At 41.1% G+C, this 14530-nt stretch carries 21 protein-coding genes and 1 rRNA gene; 2 read left to right on the forward strand and 20 right to left on the reverse strand.

Translation table 11 applies throughout. The features are described 5' to 3' along the window. The 3 genes from PGLA_RS22190 to PGLA_RS22200 all read right to left on the reverse strand — a co-directional run. Positions 1-299, reverse strand: a 16S ribosomal RNA gene (locus PGLA_RS22190); the annotation flags it as partial. 375 nt (positions 300-674) lie between these two features. Beyond that, the gene (locus PGLA_RS22195) at positions 675-905 is read right to left on the reverse strand and encodes a hypothetical protein (protein ID WP_068537248.1); all 231 of its coding nucleotides are present in this window, start codon (positions 903-905) and stop codon (positions 675-677) included. Positions 906-1034: 129 nt separating this feature from the next. Beyond that, positions 1035-1649 carry a stage II sporulation protein M gene (locus tag PGLA_RS22200; protein ID WP_068537250.1) on the reverse strand — a complete coding sequence of 205 codons (615 nt, stop codon included), beginning with the start codon at positions 1647-1649 and terminating at the stop codon, positions 1035-1037. A 242-nt stretch (positions 1650-1891) separates the two neighbouring features. Here PGLA_RS22200 and pdaB point away from each other — a divergent pair, with 242 nt between their 5' ends. Further along, a complete protein-coding gene (gene pdaB / locus PGLA_RS22205; protein ID WP_068537252.1) occupies positions 1892-2704 on the forward strand; it encodes a polysaccharide deacetylase family sporulation protein PdaB in 813 nt (270 codons plus the stop codon). A gap of 80 nt (positions 2705-2784) precedes the next feature. Here pdaB and PGLA_RS22210 read toward each other — a convergent pair whose 3' ends face one another. After that, positions 2785-3375, reverse strand: coding sequence for a KinB-signaling pathway activation protein (locus PGLA_RS22210; RefSeq protein ID WP_068537253.1), 591 nt, complete (start codon positions 3373-3375; stop codon positions 2785-2787). Between the two features lie 125 nt (positions 3376-3500). Here PGLA_RS22210 and gerD point away from each other — a divergent pair, with 125 nt between their 5' ends. Further along, the gene (gerD, locus tag PGLA_RS22215) at positions 3501-4157 is read left to right on the forward strand and encodes a spore germination lipoprotein GerD (protein WP_068537256.1); all 657 of its coding nucleotides are present in this window, start codon (positions 3501-3503) and stop codon (positions 4155-4157) included. Positions 4158-4257: 100 nt separating this feature from the next. Here the strand turns inward: gerD and PGLA_RS22220 are convergent, their stop codons facing one another. The 16 genes from PGLA_RS22220 to PGLA_RS22295 all read right to left on the reverse strand — a co-directional run bounded on the left by PGLA_RS22220 (position 4258) and on the right by PGLA_RS22295 (position 14527). Next, positions 4258-5361, reverse strand: coding sequence for an Mrp/NBP35 family ATP-binding protein (locus tag PGLA_RS22220; RefSeq protein ID WP_068537258.1), 1104 nt, complete (start codon positions 5359-5361; stop codon positions 4258-4260). Positions 5362-5409: 48 nt separating this feature from the next. Then, positions 5410-6183: an N-acetylmuramoyl-L-alanine amidase CwlD gene (gene cwlD, locus PGLA_RS22225; RefSeq protein ID WP_068537259.1), complete on the reverse strand. Its 774-nt coding sequence runs from the start codon at positions 6181-6183 to the stop codon at positions 5410-5412. A 68-nt stretch (positions 6184-6251) separates the two neighbouring features. Continuing rightward, positions 6252-7421 carry a sulfate adenylyltransferase gene (sat, locus tag PGLA_RS22230; RefSeq protein ID WP_068537261.1) on the reverse strand — a complete coding sequence of 390 codons (1170 nt, stop codon included), beginning with the start codon at positions 7419-7421 and terminating at the stop codon, positions 6252-6254. A gap of 46 nt (positions 7422-7467) precedes the next feature. Then, positions 7468-8160: a phosphoadenylyl-sulfate reductase gene (locus PGLA_RS22235; RefSeq protein ID WP_068537263.1), complete on the reverse strand. Its 693-nt coding sequence runs from the start codon at positions 8158-8160 to the stop codon at positions 7468-7470. A gap of 188 nt (positions 8161-8348) precedes the next feature. Then, positions 8349-8741, reverse strand: a complete 393-nt coding sequence (gene rpsI / locus PGLA_RS22240; RefSeq protein ID WP_068537266.1) for a 30S ribosomal protein S9 — start codon at positions 8739-8741, stop codon at positions 8349-8351. A 20-nt stretch (positions 8742-8761) separates the two neighbouring features. After that, positions 8762-9199: a 50S ribosomal protein L13 gene (rplM, locus tag PGLA_RS22245; RefSeq protein WP_068537268.1), complete on the reverse strand. Its 438-nt coding sequence runs from the start codon at positions 9197-9199 to the stop codon at positions 8762-8764. Between the two features lie 186 nt (positions 9200-9385). Continuing rightward, a complete protein-coding gene (gene truA / locus PGLA_RS22250) occupies positions 9386-10174 on the reverse strand; it encodes a tRNA pseudouridine(38-40) synthase TruA (RefSeq protein WP_068537270.1) in 789 nt (262 codons plus the stop codon). Between the two features lie 330 nt (positions 10175-10504). Continuing rightward, the gene (gene rplQ / locus PGLA_RS22255) at positions 10505-10870 is read right to left on the reverse strand and encodes a 50S ribosomal protein L17 (protein WP_068537272.1); all 366 of its coding nucleotides are present in this window, start codon (positions 10868-10870) and stop codon (positions 10505-10507) included. 32 nt (positions 10871-10902) lie between these two features. Continuing rightward, positions 10903-11847, reverse strand: a complete 945-nt coding sequence (locus PGLA_RS22260; protein WP_068537275.1) for a DNA-directed RNA polymerase subunit alpha — start codon at positions 11845-11847, stop codon at positions 10903-10905. A 129-nt stretch (positions 11848-11976) separates the two neighbouring features. Then, complete coding sequence (gene rpsK, locus PGLA_RS22265; RefSeq protein WP_068537278.1) at positions 11977-12372, reverse strand: 30S ribosomal protein S11; 396 nt, start codon at positions 12370-12372, stop codon at positions 11977-11979. 19 nt (positions 12373-12391) lie between these two features. Then, positions 12392-12760 carry a 30S ribosomal protein S13 gene (rpsM, locus tag PGLA_RS22270; protein WP_068537280.1) on the reverse strand — a complete coding sequence of 123 codons (369 nt, stop codon included), beginning with the start codon at positions 12758-12760 and terminating at the stop codon, positions 12392-12394. A gap of 20 nt (positions 12761-12780) precedes the next feature. After that, complete coding sequence (gene rpmJ, locus PGLA_RS22275) at positions 12781-12894, reverse strand: 50S ribosomal protein L36 (protein WP_026688601.1); 114 nt, start codon at positions 12892-12894, stop codon at positions 12781-12783. Between the two features lie 185 nt (positions 12895-13079). Then, the gene (infA, locus tag PGLA_RS22280; RefSeq protein ID WP_068537283.1) at positions 13080-13295 is read right to left on the reverse strand and encodes a translation initiation factor IF-1; all 216 of its coding nucleotides are present in this window, start codon (positions 13293-13295) and stop codon (positions 13080-13082) included. Positions 13296-13297: 2 nt separating this feature from the next. After that, entirely contained in the window at positions 13298-13606 is a 309-nt protein-coding gene (locus PGLA_RS22285; RefSeq protein ID WP_068537286.1) for a KOW domain-containing RNA-binding protein, read from the reverse strand. 10 nt (positions 13607-13616) lie between these two features. Beyond that, positions 13617-13877 carry a M24 family metallopeptidase gene (locus tag PGLA_RS22290; RefSeq protein ID WP_068537287.1) on the reverse strand — a complete coding sequence of 87 codons (261 nt, stop codon included), beginning with the start codon at positions 13875-13877 and terminating at the stop codon, positions 13617-13619. Positions 13878-13882: 5 nt separating this feature from the next. Beyond that, positions 13883-14527, reverse strand: coding sequence for an adenylate kinase (locus tag PGLA_RS22295; RefSeq protein ID WP_068537289.1), 645 nt, complete (start codon positions 14525-14527; stop codon positions 13883-13885). Positions 14528-14530 lie beyond the last annotated feature (3 nt).

A 14530-nucleotide genomic window follows, 5' to 3' on the forward strand; every position in this document is an offset into this window, starting at 1 on the left:
ACGCATCGTCGCCTTGGTGAGCCGTTACCTCACCAACTAGCTAATGCGCCGCAGGCCCATCTATAAGTGGCAGATTACTCCGCCTTTCAGTGTCTCTTCATGAGAAGAAACAAATTATCCGGTATTAGCTACCGTTTCCGGTAGTTATCCCAGTCTTATAGGCAGGTTACCTACGTGTTACTCACCCGTCCGCCGCTAAGTTGTTTTGGAAGCAAGCTTCCAAAACAACTCCGCTCGACTTGCATGTATTAGGCATGCCGCCAGCGTTCGTCCTGAGCCAGGATCAAACTCTCCATATAGTAGATCGTTTCAAATCAGCTTTGCAGCGATTTGGAACGATCTATGAAAAGAGCGATTATGCTCATTTAAAACAAACTGACGAGAAATTTCTTTCTCTATCAAATGATTTCTCATTTGTTTTGATTTCACTTTCGTGAAATCTACTCACTCGTTGTTCAGTTTTCAAAGATCAATATTTTCTTTCGTTTGTCACCAGTTGTTCTCGGCGACAACTTCTATATCATATCATACTGTGTATCGATAATGCAAGAAGTTTTTTTGAAGCGATTTTCAATTCGATTTGTATCGATTGATCTCGCAACTTCCTAATCACTAAGGAAGCGAGAATTAATTTATCATATTTCAAACAAGTTAGTCAACACTTTTTTATAATTTTAATGCTTCAATTGGGGGAATCGGTTGTTACGTGCATATTTGGAGAGTTCCTTTGGGGGGGCAAAACGAGCATACATACGAAACACAACTTTATAACGCTTAGCAATTGATTGCTTGATATCTTGATCTAAACGTTTGTCACCTAGGTCCATTAACATTTCATCTAGTTCTTTACGAAGAACATAATCTAGTTCCTTACACTCTCTATCATTGAATAGCATACCCAGCATATATTATTGCCTCCTCGATTATGTAACTAACGGATAACAGGCTGGGTTACTCCAGAACAATCCGTATAGCTGTTTTACTGTTATGCTCATATTTGGGAAAAAATATGAGCATAACAGTAAAATTTATTCTCACCGCATTAACCAGAATGTTATTGTGCTTTCGATAATTGCCGCTATGAACAGTAATATCACGATCCACAGCGAAATAGGTCCCACTCTTTTAAAGAACCCGCTCCACACGTCTCCCAGATTAGCCCTCTTCTCACGATTCCATTGCCCTATACTAATCCACACTAACGTTCCTAATCGAAGTCCAAAAGCACATGCAATAATAATAGCTGGAATCTCAATAATCCCATGCGGTAACAAGCCCTTTACAATTACATCAAACATACTTTCACCTTGTGCTGATAGATGATGTACCAAATATCCAAGAACCATACCGTTGATCATTAGAAAAATAATCGGGAGTATACCTAGAAAAATACCGAAAAATATGATTAATACGGCTTTTATGCTGTTATTCAAAAAAATAAACACAAAAAAGCTCCACTGTGGTCGTTCTGACTCACTTAAGTTCTGACTAATCTGACGAATCCCCTCAATCTGTTGGTTAACAAACGCTGCTATTGTCTCTGTGCTAAGCCAACCCACTACAATCCCAATGATAAATATCAATGTCGATACCATCATCGTCCTTTTAATCAAAGTAATATCTTTTATAAAAGCTGAGAATCTAAACATGAGTAACCTCCTAAAGTTTTGGTACAAAACTAACTTCGTAAGCGTAATCCTAAAAGTTTTGGTACAAAACTAACCTCGTAAGCATATTCTAAAAGTTTTGCTACATAACTACTTCTCAAGCCCACTCCTTAAGTATTTGGGACAAAACTTCGTCGCAAGCCTCTCATATAGTAATAACCCCCAAGTACGAGCATACAATTTGAGTAAACAAGCATTCGTGCATGAGAGGAGCGCTTTATCCAATGAATTCATTTTTTTATGTGTTGAGCTGGAAGAAAATTAAACGTTATTTGCTCGTTACAGCAGCTGTGGTATTTGCAATTGGAGTTGTGTACATTGAACGGGATCAAATTACTGTATTCTCTGAAGGGGCTCCTTCAGCGATTTACAGCGTACCTACAAACAAGAAAGTGATTGCTTTGACCTTCGATATAAGTTGGGGCGATACCCGACCAGCTCCTATCATTAAGATTCTGAAGGAGAAAAAAGTACAGAAATCCACGTTCTTTCTCTCCTCTCCATGGAGTAAAAGCCATCCAGACATTGTAAAGGATATTAAGGATAGCGGTTTTGAAATTGGGAGTCATGGTCATAAGCATGTGAATTACACTACTCTTAGTGATGAGGAGATTCGCAAACAGATCGCAACAGCTAATTCTGTATTAAGCGATATGACCGGTAAAGCGCCTAACTTACTCCGATTACCGAACGGTGATTTTGACAAAAGAGTATTGCGTATTGCGGAAAGTATGAATTATAAAGTGATCCAGTGGGATACAGATTCCTTAGACTGGAAGAATATTGGAGTACAAAATATCGTTGACCGTGTGGTTAGTAAAGCTCACCCTGGTGATATCGTATTGTTGCATGCTAGTGATTCGTCTAAACAAACACATGAAGCACTTCCCCTTATTATTGATCAGCTTCGTAAACAAGGATATGAATTCGTTACCGTCTCTGACTTGATTAACCAAACGGATACCAAAGGAACTGAGGTCCGTGATCAAGCATCGACACAAGTATCCATCGAGGACTTAGACCTGACAGGACTTTAGACAAGAAAATCAGCTAGTCCATCCACAAAGTGAATAAGCCGCTAACAATCCGTCGTGTTATACAAAAAGAGCTAAGTAACTTAGCTCTTTTTGTTTACTACAATACGATGAAGAATTAAAATCTGAAATGCATTACATGCTAATAAGGGAATAACAAGAAGTGCTGTAGCATTGTCTACATTAATTTTAAGACCACCTACAATTTCTATAATGGTAACCGCGATAAGGAAGAACAACGTTGGAATCCAAGCTGAAGCATTCGTCATACGTGCTTTAAAGTAAGCTACTGCGACTGACACGATTAAAATAACTCCACCTAGTACAAGGTCAGACCACTTTCCACTCTCCCCACCAACAAACGTACGGAAGAACAGCAACTCAAGTAAAGCTAAGACGGTTAGAACTAACTGTATGTACTGCCATCCTTTTTTGGAAAATACGCCATTCCCCATATAATTCAGAATCAGATAAGCAAAGAAACCCAATTGAGAATATACACTGGCAAGCATTCCATATCCAAACAAAATTACGAAGAACGCAACATAATCGTAGAATCCATTGAAAGATATTCCCCCACTTGCGACCTGCAATCCGATTCCTGTAATAATGGAAGCCACTGCACCCACTAATAATGTTTCCCAAAATAACTTAAACCATTTTCTTAAAGTCAAAAAATCACCCCCATTAACAGTTTATTTTACCAACGTTCTCATAAAAAAACCATTACCTCCGAACATATTTATGATTTCACCTTCACATACTACAAACAGTATCCATGTTAAGGAGGACAAACTAGATGAAAAGAACGGATATACGCATTATTGGACTGATTTGTGTTCTTGTTACTGCTCTTACAGCTTGTGGATCTGAACAAGGTAGCTCATCTTCCCCAATGGGATATAAAGAAATGAAATCCATGGTGGTGGATATTCTCAAGAGCGATGATGGAAAAAAAGCTGTTGAGGAAGCTCTAAACGGAGGTGAATCTGGTGGTACCATGGGGATGAAAATGTTGTCATCAGCCTCATCCAAAGAGATTCGTACTGCAGTAAAGGATGCAATTACAGCTCCCGAATATGAAAAAAAAATCGAAAAGATAATGAAAGATCCCAAATTCGCCGGTGATTTCGCCAAAGCGATTAGCTCACAAAGTAAAGAGTTACATCAGCAATTGATTAAAGATCCAACCTATCAAAAGTCGGTCTCTGACATCATGAAATCCCCTGAGGTCTCAAAAATGTTTCTAGAGCTTACTAAATCACCTGATTTCCGTAAACAGACGATGACGATAATGACAGAAGCGATGCAAAATCCACTTTTCAAAATGGAAGTATTGGAATTACTTAAATCCGTCGTCAAAAGTGAACTACAACCAAAAGATGAAAAGAAAAAGAAGGATAGTGGCGGTAGTGAAGAAAGTGGCGGAGGGAAAGATTCTGAAGGTGGCGGTTGAATAAGTGTAATAAAATTAGCCCCCTTTCGGGAGCTAATCGGTAATATCTTCATTCATCAGCTAGGCTGGTTGGAATCGGACTGACTCATTACGAATGAGGTCAGTCCTTTTCGCATTTAGAAATAACGGTCGTGGCAATCTCATCGTAGATTTTACCACTTGTTGTATCGAACTTATAGATAGAAGGCGAGAAATCTGGTTCTGATATGTGATTATTAGGAACTCCTAGAGGTAATTGAGCTATTAGCTCCGTGTGAAGCGTTTCAGCCAATCGTCCTCCCCCACCTCTACCAAACACATAATCACGATCCCCACAACTTGAACACTCATAATATGACATATTCTCAACTACACCCAATATTTCATGATTCGTTTGAATAGCCATAGCGCCTGCTCTAGCGGCTACAAAGGCCGCAGTCGCATGTGGTGTTGTCACAATGATCTCTTTGCACTGAGGCAGCATTTGGTGGACATCCAGGGCAACGTCACCCGTTCCCGGAGGTAAGTCAAGGAGTAAGTAATCCAATTCTCCCCAACCCACATCACTAAGAAATTGACGTAACATCTTCCCTAACATAGGTCCACGCCAAATTACTGGATTATTCTCACGAATAAAGAACCCCATAGACATCACTTTTACGCCAAAACGTTCAACTGGTAAGATTACCTCATCTTCAACGATAGGTCCTTCTTCCAATCCCATCATATCTGGAATACTGAAACCATATATATCAGCATCAATCAGCCCCACACGCTTGCCTTGACGGGCTAATGCTACAGCTAAGTTAACAGTTACCGTTGATTTACCAACGCCTCCCTTACCACTAGCTATAGCAATGAAGTGTACGCCCGAATCCTCTTTAATTAGGGCATGGTCCTCTAATCCAGCAGCATGACCCTTTTTCAAGACGGCTTCATCTTCATCTGACATCTTTTCTCCAAAAGCTAACTTACGATCATAATCCGTAGCTTCACGTAGACGAATATGAATTTCCTCTGGCCCCAACTTCTCTAAGCGATGATGGATCTCCTTTTCGAGGTCAGCACGATACGTTTCACTAGTGTCAAGATAAATGACAGAAAGAGAGATCTTGTTTTCCTTTATTACAATATCTCTAATAAGTTGTAGATCGATCAGGCTTTTACCGCTTGTAGGTTCACCCATCGAGTATAGAATTTCCTGTACTTGCTCTCTTGATATCATGATGGCAGCACCCCTGCTTCGTATATTGGCATATATAACTATTATATCTTACCCATCTGATTCTGACGACACCTTGGATTTCTCACCTGAACTATATCGCAAAATCCCTTTGTAAATGGAAGCAGCAACTTTCCGCTGGTATTCCACATCTTTTAACAACATCGCTTCTTCAGCATGAGAGAGAAAACCAACTTCTACCAGAGTTGCTGGAATTTTTAGAGCTTTAAGCAAATACACCGTATTTGCCGTTTTGGCAATACGATCCGTGTTCTCCAAATTACGTCTCATTTCTTCTTGCATTAAAGTGGCCAGGTTAGCATTGTCTGGGTGATTAGGATAATAGAACACTTGAGCTCCACGCCAGCGGTTTGAAGGAATACTGTTCATGTGAACACTAACAAATAGATATGGTTGTTGCTCTTCTATTTTCTTCACACGTTGCTTCAAGTCCTCCGTTTTACGCTTCGAATATCCTTTGGTATCCGGAGACGCCAGATCATAATCTCCTTCACGCGTCATCTTCACAACGGCTCCAGCCTCCTGCAGGTAATCACGTAGGTATAGCGTAATGGCTAGGTTTATATCTTTCTCAATCACACCTTGTCGACTTACAGCTCCCCCATCCACTCCCCCATGACCAGCATCTAAGACAATTACTTTCCCAGCTAAAGGTAAACTCCAGTACTTCGTTGTTTTTTCGGTAGGAACTTCGTATGTAACTATACCTACAAAAACAATCAATAAACATAGTGCAAATAGTAGCTTTTTGATCGTTCTAAGCCGAATCCATACCGCTATCGTACCTGACTTAGGCTTGGACATAAAAAAGGCCACCTCCTGTCCTATAGACTCTTAAACATCTATATGGGTGGGGGTGGACAAATAGTACATTATATCGTAACTTGCTCAGCCATTCCTTCGATAAGAACCTTGGCAACTTCAGGACGTGTAAACTCCGGTGGAGGACAGAGCCCCTCACGTAATAATCCCCGAACTTTCGTTCCCGATAGGGTCAGATGATCTTCACTTCCATGAGGACATGTTTTGCTCGAAGCCATATTTCCGCATTTCGTACAGAAGAAGCTATGTTCAAAAAATAAAGGCGTAATATCTAATTCTTCTGCCGTGAAATTCTTAAATATGTCTTGAGCTTCATAAGTTCCATAATAATCTCCTACACCCGCGTGATCTCGTCCCACGATGAAGTGAGTACATCCATAGTTCTTCCGAACAATAGCATGAAAGATAGCTTCACGTGGTCCAGCATATCTCATAGCCGCTGGGAACACGCCAAGAAATGCACGATCCTCAGGATAATAATTTTCCAAAAGTGTTAAATAACTCTTCATCCGTACATTAGCAGGTACATCATCTGATTTCGTCTCACCCACAAGCGGATTTAAGAATAAGGCATCCACGATCTCCATTGCACTCTTCTGAATATATTCATGCGCGCGATGAACAGGATTTCTAGTTTGGAATCCAACGACTGTCTTCCAAGCTTTCTCTGCAAACAAACGACGTGTCTCCGCAGGATCGTAATAGAATTCTTTGAATTTAGCAGGTTCAGGTCTATTCAAGACTTGTATTGAACCACCTACGTAGGTAGTAGAACGTTCTATCAACTTTTTGACCCCTGGATGCTCAGGATCATTGGTCTTAAAGACATTGAGCGCTTCTTCTGCTTGATCTACGGTATATATACTCTCCACAGTAAGCGTACCGTAGATAATTCCGTCCGTATCCCCTACAAGCGCAACTTGTTCACCAAGAGATAGTTTCTCCGCTTTAGGCGCATCTACAGCCAGTGTAATTGGAATAGACCATACAGTGCCATCCGCAAGTCTCATCGTAGAAATGACGGATCGATAATCATCTTCATTCAAAAAACCAGTAAGTGGCGAAAAGGCACCAACTCCAATAAGATCTAAATCTGATATTGTCCATGTGTTAATAGCAATTTGTTGGAGACCTTGAGCAACCTGTAGTAGTGATTCTCTTTCCTCACCCTGAACAAGCCGTTGAATTAATTTTCCACCATGCGGTAATATCGAAGTCATTGATTTCGCTCCTTGTATTTAATTTCATGTTACTTTCATGAAGAAATTACTTATGAAGTCCGCATTCTGTCTTCTCATTTCCAGCCCAACGACCTGCACGTGGGTCTTCGCCAGGCATAACTGGACGGGTACAATATTCGCATCCAATGCTAGGATAATTCTGATCATGAAGTGGATTATACAGCACATCATTACTCCGGATGTAATTCCACACATCATCCGTCGTCCATGAAGCTATAGGATTAAATTTAATCAGCCCAAATTTAGCGTCATATTCTACTTTCTTTGTATTGGCACGTGTTGGTGCCTGATCACGTCGAATACCCGTTATCCATGCATCATATTGAGACAGGATACGAGTAAGTGGCTCAACCTTCCGAATGTTACAGCACTGGTTAGCGTCGATAGTCCATAAAGCTTCTCCATGTTGCGATGCCTGCTCTTCAGGCGTTAATTTAGGAGATACACGAACAAATTCCAATCCATATTTCTGTGCCATTTGATCTCGTGTCTCATACGTTTCTTTAAAATGAAAATCCGTATCTAAATAAAAAATATCTGTTGAAGGACTTATTTTTTGAATCATATCAACGAGTACAACGTCTTCTGCCCCAAAGCTGCAGGCAAATGTAATGTTCGGAAAGGTATCAATGGCCCATCTTATGACATCCTCAGGTAAAGCAAGCTCAAACTCTTCTGACTTTTCTTTGATGAGTTGCTCTTTCTCTAATAAATTCATGAATTTGTCTCCCCCAATACATTAGAAATAATAAAAAGAAATTCCAACTAATTTCATATGAATTATATCTTATTATAAATATTACCAGTTGAATGTGTCAATATGTATTCGCCTAATCTACTTTATTGTAGTAATAAAAAAACACAAAAAGACCCATTCGTGAGAATAGGTCTTTTTGTGAAATAATATTAACGTTTGGAGAACTGAGGAGCACGACGAGCTGCTTTAAGTCCGTATTTCTTACGTTCTTTCATACGTGGGTCACGAGTTAAGAATCCTGCTTTCTTAAGAGAAGAACGCATTTCAGGATCTACTTTAAGCAATGCACGAGAAATCCCGTGACGAATTGCTCCAGCTTGACCTGATGTTCCTCCACCATGAGCAATTACGAGAACATCGTATTTGCCAAGTGTTTCTGTTAAGTTAAGAGGTTGCTTAACAATCAACTTAAGTGTTTCTAGACCGAAATATTCATTAATGTCGCGTTTATTAATGACAATGCGTCCTTCACCCGGTATAAGACGAACACGTGCTACCGAATGTTTACGACGACCTGTCCCATAGTATTGTACTTGTGCCATGAAACTGTCCTCCTTTTAAATTAGCCGCGAAGTTCGTAAACTTCTGGATTTTGTGCTGCGTGTGGATGTTCTGTACCTGCATAAACTTTAAGTCTAAGCTTCATCTTGTCGCCCATACGTGTCTTAGGAATCATACCTTTAACGGCTGCTTCAATAACACGTTCAGGGAAAGTCTTCAGCATTTCTTGAGCTGTAGTTACTTTCAAACCACCAGTGTGCTGGGAGTGACGGTAGTATTTCTTGTCAGTCAACTTTCTTCCTGTCAAATGGATCTTCTCAGCGTTGATTACGACAACAAAGTCGCCAGAGTCAACGTGTGTTGTAAATTGTGGCTTGTGTTTGCCGCGAATAAGAGCAGCAACCTCAGTTGCCAAACGACCTAGCGTTTTACCATCAGCATCGATGATGTGCCAGTTGCGCTCTACTTCATTTGGCTTAGCCATATAGGTGGTACGCATAAAATAGTTCCTCCTTGTTATCGTCCGAAAATCAAACATATTTCATTTATCTTCGTTCATAGTAGTTAGTAAATGTTATCAATTAATTTAAAGCATAATTGTGATCATCTTATTTGGGGCTGTGGGAAAGCCATTAAGAAAACACAATTTTTATTCTACAGTATCCACAAGCAAATCGCAAGAGATTTATAAAGTTTTTTTCATATGATCACTGTAATCTACATCCCAAAGCGTAAGGCCCTTTCCTTCCGCTGTTGGACCGGCTTGTGTCCGATCTAAAGCCGCCAAAATGACTGGTATGTCATCAGGAGACTTCTTCCCTTCTCCAACTTCCAGTAATGTTCCCATCATAATACGAACCATGTGCTGCAAGAAGCCACTTCCTGTTACATACGTATGAATAACGCCTTGATCTCTGGAAGCTGACCTACACATCGAATCATCCACTTCAATATAAGCGTCAAACAATGTGCGAACATGACATGTCTTCGCAGAATTACGGGAAGCAAATGATGTGAAGTCATGTGTTCCTATAAAGTGCTTAATAGCCCTCTGCATTGCTGCGATATCCAATCTCCCATGATGATGAAGTTGGGTATGACGCGTAAATACATCAATAAATTGATTAGCATTTACTGTGTAACGGTATGTTTTACGTTTGGCTGATCGACGAGAGTGAAAAAGTTCCGGTACTTCTATTGCCTCTCTAACCACGATATCCGCTGGAAGCCTTGTGTTCAGGGCCATTGCCCACCGTTCTACGGGAATAGCAGATAGAGATTGGAAATTGAATACCTGACCGTAGGCGTGTACACCTGCATCTGTCCGCCCTGAAGCTATAATCTTCACCTCATCACCTGTAAGCATCTTAATTGCCTTCTCAAGGTGATCCTGAACCGTTCTGCCATCCGTTTGTGTCTGAAAGCCGTTATAATTCGTTCCCTCGTAACTGACCTTCATACATAAGTTGCGCAAAGTAACATCACCTCATTTAGCAAAGCTTAATCATCAAATAGATCCGATCACCGTTAAATTTAAGACGGTACCCCATAGCTGCTTGAATGATAAGCAAAGGTTCTGGAACTTACACTTTCTTATCATTCAAGAAGAAACGGCTACACCGACCCTTAAGGGCGGGTATCCGTCTCTTCGGAAATGTAAGAAGTAGAGTATCAAGTGAAACTTATACTCTCTTATATTTTAAAAAAGAAGCTCCTTTCGGAGCTTCCTCTATTCCGAAATGAAGTGAAAAAAGGGTTAATACAGAATCAACGATTACTGCTTACCCTTTCAACATTTCGATATTTACGCGCGGTCTACTAATTCCAAGTAAACCATTGGCGCAGAATCGCCACGACGAGGTCCTAGTTTTAGGATACGAGTGTATCCACCTGGACGCTCTGAGTAACGAGGTGCCAAATCCGTAAACAATTTTTGAATAGCATCTTGCTCGCCATCCAATGTTTCACGACGTACGAATGCTGCTACTTGACGACGAGCGTGAAGGTCTCCCTTTTTCGCTTTCGTGATCAACTTCTCAGCGATCGAACGAACTTCTTTAGCTTTCGCTTCCGTTGTTTGGATGCGTTCATATAAGAATAGGTCCGTTACCAAGTCACGAAATAATGCTTTACGTGCGCTAGCATCGCGGCCCAACTTTTGGTATGCCATGTTTTTCCCTCCTTCACTAACAATCTTAGAAGCTATTCTTCAGTCCGAAGTCCCAAACCGAGTTCCTCGAGCTTTTCTTGTACTTCCTCCAAAGATTTGCGGCCCAAGTTACGAACCTTCATCATATCTTCTTCGGTCTTTGTTGTAAGTTCTTGTACTGTATTGATACCAGCACGCTTGAGGCAGTTATAAGAACGGACTGATAGATCGAGCTCTTCGATCGTCATCTCAAGCACTTTTTCTTTTTTGTCTTCTTCTTTTTCGACCATAATTTCAGCATCTTTAGCTTCGTCAGTCAAACCAACGAATAGATTCACATGCTCGGTCAAAATTTTAGCTCCAAGACTAACAGCTTCTTCTGGTCTAACGCTTCCGTCAGTCCAGATTTCCATTGTAAGCTTGTCGTAGTTAGTCACTTGACCAACACGTGTGTTCTCAACGCCATAATTGACGCGTGAGATCGGAGTGTAGATGGAATCAACCGGAATGACGCCGATCGGTTGGTCATCACGTTTGTTCCGATCTGCTTGAACATAACCACGTCCACGACTTGCAAAAATACGCATGTGTAGTCTGGATCCAGGACCCAATGTCGCAATGTGAAGATCAGGATTTAGAATTTCAACATCACTGTCCGCACGGATATCCGCAGCTGTGATAACTCCTTCGCCTTCAGCATCAATCTCGAACACTTTCTCTTCGTCAGAATGAATTTTGAGGGATAGAGCTTTCAAGTTTAGAATAATCTCCGTTACGTCTTCCATTACTCCTGGCACTGTTGTGAATTCATGTAGAACACCGTCAATCTGAACCGATGTAACAGCTGCACCAGGCAGCGATGATAGTAAGATTCGGCGAAGTGAATTCCCCAAAGTCTGACCATAACCGCGTTCTAGTGGTTCTACTACGAATTTACCATAAGTACCATTTTCATTGACGTCAATGGTCTCAATTTTCGGCTTTTCGATTTCAATCACGCATGTACCCTCCTTCAAACGTCGCTCCTATATAACAGTCATCTTGTCTAGAGTATCCTGTGGTATACCTAAACAACCATTGTTAGCAAAACGCGCGGGTTTTATACCACATTGTTCTGGTTGACTTAATTAGACACGACGACGTTTTGGTGGGCGGCACCCGTTATGTGGAACTGGAGTTACATCCTTAATTAGGTTGACTTCCAGACCAGCAGCTTGCAAAGAACGAATCGCAGCTTCACGACCAGCTCCAGGACCTTTAACCATAACTTCAACTGATTTCATTCCATGTTCCATAGCTGCTTTAGCTGCTGTTTCAGCGGCCATTTGTGCAGCAAATGGAGTGGACTTACGTGAACCTCTGAATCCTAGTCCGCCTGAACTAGCCCATGAGATTGCATTACCGTGTGGATCAGTGATCGTTACAATCGTATTGTTGAACGTGGAACGAATATGTGCCACGCCAGATTCAATATTTTTACGATCGCGGCGTTTAGTACGCACGACTTTTTTTGGTTTTGCCATTGTCTTTTATCCCCCCTTATTATTTCTTCTTGTTCGCTACCGTACGACGAGGGCCTTTGCGTGTACGTGCATTCGTCTTAGTACGTTGTCCACGAACCGGCAACCCACGGCGATGACGCACACCACGATAGCAACCAATTTCAACTAGACGTTTAATATTCAAGGAAATTTCACGACGCAAGTCACCTTCAACCTTGACTGTTTTGTCGATCGTTTCACGCAATTTGCTGACTTCATCTTCAGTTAGATCTCTAACGCGAGTTTCTGAACTGATGCCTGTTTCTTCTAAAATTTTCTGGGAAGTCGTTCTACCGATTCCGAAAATGTAAGTCAAGGCGATCTCAACGCGCTTATCACGTGGTAAATCCACTCCAGCTATACGAGCCATTTTACGCTACACCCCCTTCTTTAACCTTGTTTTTGTTTATGTTTCGGATTTTCACAAATCACCATTACTGTCCCTTTACGACGAATGACTTTGCATTTTTCGCACATGGGTTTTACAGAAGGTCTTACCTTCATGTTAATTACCTCCTCAAAGTTTTGCGAAGCAAAACTGACTTCGAAAGCATATACCAAGTTTTGCATTGCAAAACTGACATCGAAAGCATTTAGAAAGCTCTATACAAGAAACTTTCTTCATAAGAATCAGCTCTATTTTGCCGGGCAAAACAGGTTTCAGCCAAAATCTTAATGTGTACGTTGCATTATTTACGGTAAGTTATACGACCTTTGGTTAGATCATATGGTGATAACTGTACGACCACTTTGTCTCCAGTCAGAATACGAATAAAGTGCATCCGTAGCTTTCCTGAAACATGACCAAGTATTTGATGACCGTTCTCAAGTTCAACCTTGAACGTTGCATTTGGAAGCAGTTCAAGGACCGTACCTTCTACTTCAATTACGTCTTCTTTAGCCACAATTAGTCTCCTCTCTGTTCAGCATTTGATTCGGTAGATAGTCTAAACATCATCACTGCATAACGCAGCTTTCCGTTTGTGACCCGACCGTTTTCCATTAAACTGTTTGCAACCTCACTGCTAATATACGATTGGGCTTCCAAGTGAAGAAGGTTTTTCTTCTTCGCTTGATCAAACTTACGTTTATCCCCATCCGCAATATAGACGAACTTGTTATCGGCTTGGGTCAGGACTACAGCTAGTTGTCCAGCATCCTTGCCTCTCAGTATCTTCACAATTTGACCAATATGCGGTATGGATTGGTTGTTCATAAACAATCACCTACCACTTCAGTTTTGTGAAACCACTGTCATCCGCTCTGGTGTCTAACATAACAATGTGGTCTTCGTTTAACTTGCGATTACCGGAGGATCCAGGGACTAAGACCGAAGTGCAAATGCTAGTAAGGAAACCATTGTAGTCCTTAGCTGACGGCACTAAAGCTTGATTGCGAATGTACGGTTCAGCAAGTTGACTTGTAGCCATAACTTGCCCTGCCTCGCTCATAAGCCCACGTTCCGTTTTGGACTTAACTATGATCATTACACCTAACCTCGCAATATTGATACGATTTCAGTTGTAACCGCATCAATTTCCATTTCACCATCGATCTGACGCAATAAACCTTTTTCCTGATAAAAATCTAGGAGTGGTGCTGTTTTGTTAATATATTCGTCAAGTCTTTTACCTACACTCTCTTCGTTATCATCCGAGCGTTGGTATAATTCCCCTCCGTCAATATCACAAACACCTTCCTGTTTAGACGGGTTAAAGATCACATGATAAGAGGATCCACATTCTTTACAAATCCGTCTTCCAGTCAAACGCGCCATTAATTTATCGCGATCAACTTTCAAGTTAACAACGTAATCCAGTTGAGTATTTAAACGGGATAGTATTTCTTCCAGCGCTTCCGCTTGCGAAAGGGTTCTTGGAAATCCATCCAACAAAAAACCTTTTTCGCAATCGGACTGCTGTAGACGTTCACCCACAATACCAATTGTAACATCATCCGGTACAAGTAAGCCCTGATCCATATATCCTTTGGCCTTAACTCCAATCGGTGTTTCCTGTTTAATCGCTAGACGAAATGCATCGCCTGTTGAGATATGAGGAATACCGAATTCATTAACGATGGCCGCTGCTTGTGTTCCTTTACCTGCTCCAGGAGGTCCCATGAAAAGAATGTTCACGTT

It is taken from the genome of Paenibacillus glacialis, from assembly GCF_001637205.1.
Lineage (GTDB): Bacteria > Bacillota > Bacilli > Paenibacillales > Paenibacillaceae > Paenibacillus_AQ > Paenibacillus_AQ glacialis.

Bases quoted from the DNA above. Each gene is read 5' to 3' on its own strand.
- PGLA_RS22195 (WP_068537248.1), bottom strand. From the start codon at position 905: ATGCTGGGTATGCTATTCAATGATAGAGAGTGTAAGGAACTAGATTAT.
- PGLA_RS22200 (WP_068537250.1), bottom strand. From the start codon at position 1,649: ATGTTTAGATTCTCAGCTTTTATAAAAGATATTACTTTGATTAAAAGG.
- pdaB (WP_068537252.1), top strand. From the start codon at position 1,892: ATGAATTCATTTTTTTATGTGTTGAGCTGGAAGAAAATTAAACGTTAT.
- gerD (WP_068537256.1), top strand. From the start codon at position 3,501: ATGAAAAGAACGGATATACGCATTATTGGACTGATTTGTGTTCTTGTT.
- PGLA_RS22220 (WP_068537258.1), bottom strand. From the start codon at position 5,361: ATGATATCAAGAGAGCAAGTACAGGAAATTCTATACTCGATGGGTGAA.
- cwlD (WP_068537259.1), bottom strand. From the start codon at position 6,183: ATGTCCAAGCCTAAGTCAGGTACGATAGCGGTATGGATTCGGCTTAGA.
- sat (WP_068537261.1), bottom strand. From the start codon at position 7,421: ATGACTTCGATATTACCGCATGGTGGAAAATTAATTCAACGGCTTGTT.
- PGLA_RS22235 (WP_068537263.1), bottom strand. From the start codon at position 8,160: ATGAATTTATTAGAGAAAGAGCAACTCATCAAAGAAAAGTCAGAAGAG.
- rpsI (WP_068537266.1), bottom strand. From the start codon at position 8,741: ATGGCACAAGTACAATACTATGGGACAGGTCGTCGTAAACATTCGGTA.
- rplM (WP_068537268.1), bottom strand. From the start codon at position 9,199: ATGCGTACCACCTATATGGCTAAGCCAAATGAAGTAGAGCGCAACTGG.
- rplQ (WP_068537272.1), bottom strand. From the start codon at position 10,870: ATGGCATACCAAAAGTTGGGCCGCGATGCTAGCGCACGTAAAGCATTA.
- rpsK (WP_068537278.1), bottom strand. From the start codon at position 12,372: ATGGCAAAACCAAAAAAAGTCGTGCGTACTAAACGCCGCGATCGTAAA.
- rpsM (WP_068537280.1), bottom strand. From the start codon at position 12,760: ATGGCTCGTATAGCTGGAGTGGATTTACCACGTGATAAGCGCGTTGAG.
- rpmJ (WP_026688601.1), bottom strand. From the start codon at position 12,894: ATGAAGGTAAGACCTTCTGTAAAACCCATGTGCGAAAAATGCAAAGTC.
- PGLA_RS22285 (WP_068537286.1), bottom strand. From the start codon at position 13,606: ATGAACAACCAATCCATACCGCATATTGGTCAAATTGTGAAGATACTG.
- PGLA_RS22290 (WP_068537287.1), bottom strand. From the start codon at position 13,877: ATGATCATAGTTAAGTCCAAAACGGAACGTGGGCTTATGAGCGAGGCA.